Below are 3,133 nucleotides of genomic sequence, written 5' to 3'. Positions count from 1 at the left end.
CCGACGCGATCGCGCAGTACGTGCCGCGGCCCTGTGTGCTGCACCCGGAGCGGGTGACCGAGTACCCGGACGCCGACCTCCCGAGGGAGCTGTGGCTCCAGCTGCGGGACCAGTTCGCCCGGCTCGAGGCCGAGACGGAATGGGAGTACGAGCGCGATCTCGCCTCCGCGTCGGGCGTCGAACTGGGCGGCTACCCGGGCTGGACGCAGGGCCCGGAGTGGCCCGACTGCGGCGGCTGCGGACACCGGATGGACCACCTGCTGACCGTCGCGAGCTGGGAGTACGACGGTGTGCGGAGCAGCTGGACTCCCGTCGAGGACCGGGCCGCGGCGGCCGAGGGCGCGCCCACCTAGGCCGGGCGGGACGACTTCCGGTCTCTGACGGTGCGTGAGGCGGCCGGTCTGATGCTAGGCGACGCCGGGGGCGTGTACCTCTTCGAGTGCCGCGGCTGCCCCGGCAGGCCGGTCGAGCACCGCTTCGACTGCTCCTGACCACGTCGCGGCGCAGGCCCCGGACTCCGCACGTCGGGTGCCGCACCTGAGTACCCGTACTCATGACCTTCCGCGCCGTCCCGGCGACGCTGGTCGTGCACGACCACACAAGGGGGATCCATGGACAGGCCGCTGCTCTACCTCGACGTCGACGGGCCGCTCAACCCGTATGCCGCCGCGCGGCCGCGTCCCCTGCCCGGCTACCGGGCACGTCCGGTGCCCGGCACCCTCAGGGCCCGCCCGTGGCGGCTGTGGCTGAACCCGGCGCACGGACCCGCGCTGCTCTCCCTCGGCTTCGACATCTGCTGGGCCACCGCCTGGACGGCCCACGCCAACCGGCACATCGCCCCCGTCCTCGGGCTCCCCGAGCTCCCCTTCGTCGACTTCGGCGACGACCTGTTCCGCGAGCGTCCCGACGGCGTCCACTGGAAGACCGCCGCGATCGTGGAGCACGCCGCCGGCCGCCCGTTCCTCTGGGTGGACGACGAGCAGAGCGTGCTGGACGAGCTGTACGTCGACGCCTGCAGTCCCGCACCGGCGGCTCTGCACCACGTCGACCCGCGCCTGGGCCTGCGTCCCGAGGACTTCGTCGCGCTGGCCGACCTCGCGGACGGCCTCTGCGACCGCGCCGGGCTGCGCGAGCCTCCTCTCGCCTGCAACTGGTAATTGGCTGATCATTTTTTATAACTGGTAGTCCGCGTGAAGGCGGTCAATTGATCACCTTGCGCCATTCCCGATCAACCTTTCTCCGTGCCGGATCACTCCGCGTACGTTGCGATCGCAGGCGGGCCCGGAACCGGGGCCCGTACCGCCGACACACAACGGAGGCCGCGATGGCGAGCGTGGAAGTTGCACTCAAGGAACTGATGACCGAGGTCGAGGGCTCGCTGGGCGCGGCCGTCGTCGACTACACCAGCGGTATGGCCCTCGGCACGCTCGGCGGCGGGAAGGAACTGGACCTGACCGTCGCGGCGGCCGGCAACACCGACGTCATCCGGGCCAAGGTGCGCACCATGGAGCACCTCGGGCTGCAGAGCCAGATCGAGGACATCCTCATCACGCTGGGGACGCAGTACCACCTGATCAGGCTGGTGACGGGCCGCAACGGAAACGGCCTGTTCCTCTACCTGGTGATCGACAAGGAGCGTTCCAACCTGGCGATGGCCCGCCACGTCCTCAAGCGGGTCGAAGCGCAGCTGGAAGTCTGACCGCTCCGCGACCCGGCAGACGCATGCCCATGAATTGAAGAATTCTTCAAGTCATCAGTTGGAGATCATTCCAAATGGTGCACGTGAGCTGCGCGGATCGAGAAGATGAGCGGATAAACCCATGGCGCGGTGGGGGAGCGCCGCGCCATGGGAGCCAGCCACCCCGACCGGCAGGAAGAGCGCCATGCAACTGCCCCTCTACCAAGCCAAGGCAGAGTTCTTTCGCATGCTGGGGCACCCGGCACGCATCAGGGTCCTGGAACTGCTGCAGCACGGGCCGGTCCCGGTGCGGGACCTGCTCGCCGACATCGAGATCGAGCCGTCCAGCCTGTCGCAGCAACTGGCCGTGCTCCGCCGCGCGGGCATCGTCGTGTCCATCCGGGAGGGCTCGACCGTCAGCTACGCACTGGCCGGCGGCGACGTGGCGGAACTGCTCCGCGCGGCCCGCCGCATCCTCACCGAGCTCCTGGCGGGACGCAACGAACTCCTCGCCGAACTGCGCGAGAGCGACCCCGCCCCGCCGGTCCCGGCAGTGGCCGAGTAGCCGAACGGAATTCCTCCCGCCGTTTCCGGCGACCGGTCGGGGGCAGACGAACCGGTGACCGCCTACGAAGGGAGTAGCCATGAGTGCCGAAGAGAAGGCCAAGGCCAAGGGCGAGCAGATCGTGGGCAAGGCCGTACGCAAGGGCGCCCACGCCGCCGGCGACGACAAGACGGCGGCCAAGGGAGGCGCCCTGGAGGGCCGCGGGCACGCCCGGGGCACCAAGGAGAAGGGCAAGGACGCCTTCAAGCGCTGACCTGCCGGCCTCGCGGTGCCGCACCCGCGATTGACGGCCCGCCGTGCGACCGCGCACGGCGGGCCGTCGCGTCGTCCGGCGGGGGACCGGCCGGACCTCCGCAGGCCGCCGCCGTGCTCAGGCGACCGCCGTGCTCAGGCGACCACCGTCCTCAGACCGACGGCGGTCGCTGGTCCACCAGGTGGTCGACCACGCTCCAGTCGAGCCGGGACTCCTCGGTGCCCTCGGGGACCAGGCTCCAGGTCCGGTCGAGCCAGTGCTGCACCGGCTCCAGAGGCAGGTCGAGCAGCGCGTAGCCGGTGGCGCCCTGCAACAGGATCCGGGCATGGGTGCTGCCGCAACAACCGCACCGGCAGCCGCCGGACGGCCAGACGCGGACGTCCCCCTCACCGGTGGGCTCGTACAGCCCGTCCTGCAGAAGGTCCCGGGAGAACACCCAGCGGGTCCGGCGGCCCTCCTCGGAGGGGAAGCTCACGCTCACTCCGAACGGCTCCGCGGGGTCGTAGCCGAGGTGCACCGACAGCGGCGTGGCCGCCTCCTGGTTCACCACGAGGTGGCAGGTCAGACAGGTCTCCACCGGGAGCTCCTGCGGGGGCCGGCCGTCAGGGCCGGGGCGGTGCGCGGGGGACATGGGCAG

The 3,133-nt window shown here is 70.9% G+C and carries 5 protein-coding genes and 1 pseudogene; 5 read left to right on the top strand and 1 reads right to left on the bottom strand.

All coding sequences use genetic code 11. The annotated features are described in order from the left end of the window. The 5 genes and pseudogenes from ACOV8S_RS23505 to ACOV8S_RS23485 all read left to right on the top strand — a co-directional run. Positions 1–353, top strand: a pseudogene (locus tag ACOV8S_RS23505) (DUF1963 domain-containing protein); the annotation flags it as partial. A 258-nt stretch (positions 354–611) separates the two neighbouring features. Next, positions 612–1,157, top strand: coding sequence for a hypothetical protein (locus ACOV8S_RS23500; protein WP_448320041.1), 546 nt, complete (start codon positions 612–614; stop codon positions 1,155–1,157). A 167-nt stretch (positions 1,158–1,324) separates the two neighbouring features. Next, the gene (locus ACOV8S_RS23495) at positions 1,325–1,699 is read left to right on the top strand and encodes a hypothetical protein (RefSeq protein ID WP_108955907.1); all 375 of its coding nucleotides are present in this window, start codon (positions 1,325–1,327) and stop codon (positions 1,697–1,699) included. A gap of 184 nt (positions 1,700–1,883) precedes the next feature. Then, on the top strand, positions 1,884–2,243 hold the full coding sequence (locus tag ACOV8S_RS23490) for an ArsR/SmtB family transcription factor (RefSeq protein ID WP_351116539.1): 360 nt from the start codon (positions 1,884–1,886) through the stop codon (positions 2,241–2,243). A 79-nt stretch (positions 2,244–2,322) separates the two neighbouring features. Continuing rightward, positions 2,323–2,496 carry a hypothetical protein gene (locus ACOV8S_RS23485; protein WP_448320039.1) on the top strand — a complete coding sequence of 58 codons (174 nt, stop codon included), beginning with the start codon at positions 2,323–2,325 and terminating at the stop codon, positions 2,494–2,496. A 151-nt stretch (positions 2,497–2,647) separates the two neighbouring features. Here the strand turns inward: ACOV8S_RS23485 and ACOV8S_RS23480 are convergent. After that, the coding region (locus ACOV8S_RS23480; RefSeq protein WP_448320038.1) for an SsgA family sporulation/cell division regulator at positions 2,648–3,133 on the bottom strand (486 nt) is incomplete at its 5' end.

The organism is Streptomyces sp. CO7 (assembly GCF_053474865.1).
This window is presented reverse-complemented; position numbering and strand designations above follow the sequence as displayed.

What these genes read in the sequence shown, in the direction of transcription:
- ACOV8S_RS23495 (WP_108955907.1), top strand. Translation starts at nt 1,325, where the DNA reads ATGGCGAGCGTGGAAGTTGCACTCAAGGAACTGATGACCGAGGTCGAG.
- ACOV8S_RS23490 (WP_351116539.1), top strand. Translation starts at nt 1,884, where the DNA reads ATGCAACTGCCCCTCTACCAAGCCAAGGCAGAGTTCTTTCGCATGCTG.
- ACOV8S_RS23485 (WP_448320039.1), top strand. Translation starts at nt 2,323, where the DNA reads ATGAGTGCCGAAGAGAAGGCCAAGGCCAAGGGCGAGCAGATCGTGGGC.
- ACOV8S_RS23500 (WP_448320041.1), top strand. Translation starts at nt 612, where the DNA reads ATGGACAGGCCGCTGCTCTACCTCGACGTCGACGGGCCGCTCAACCCG.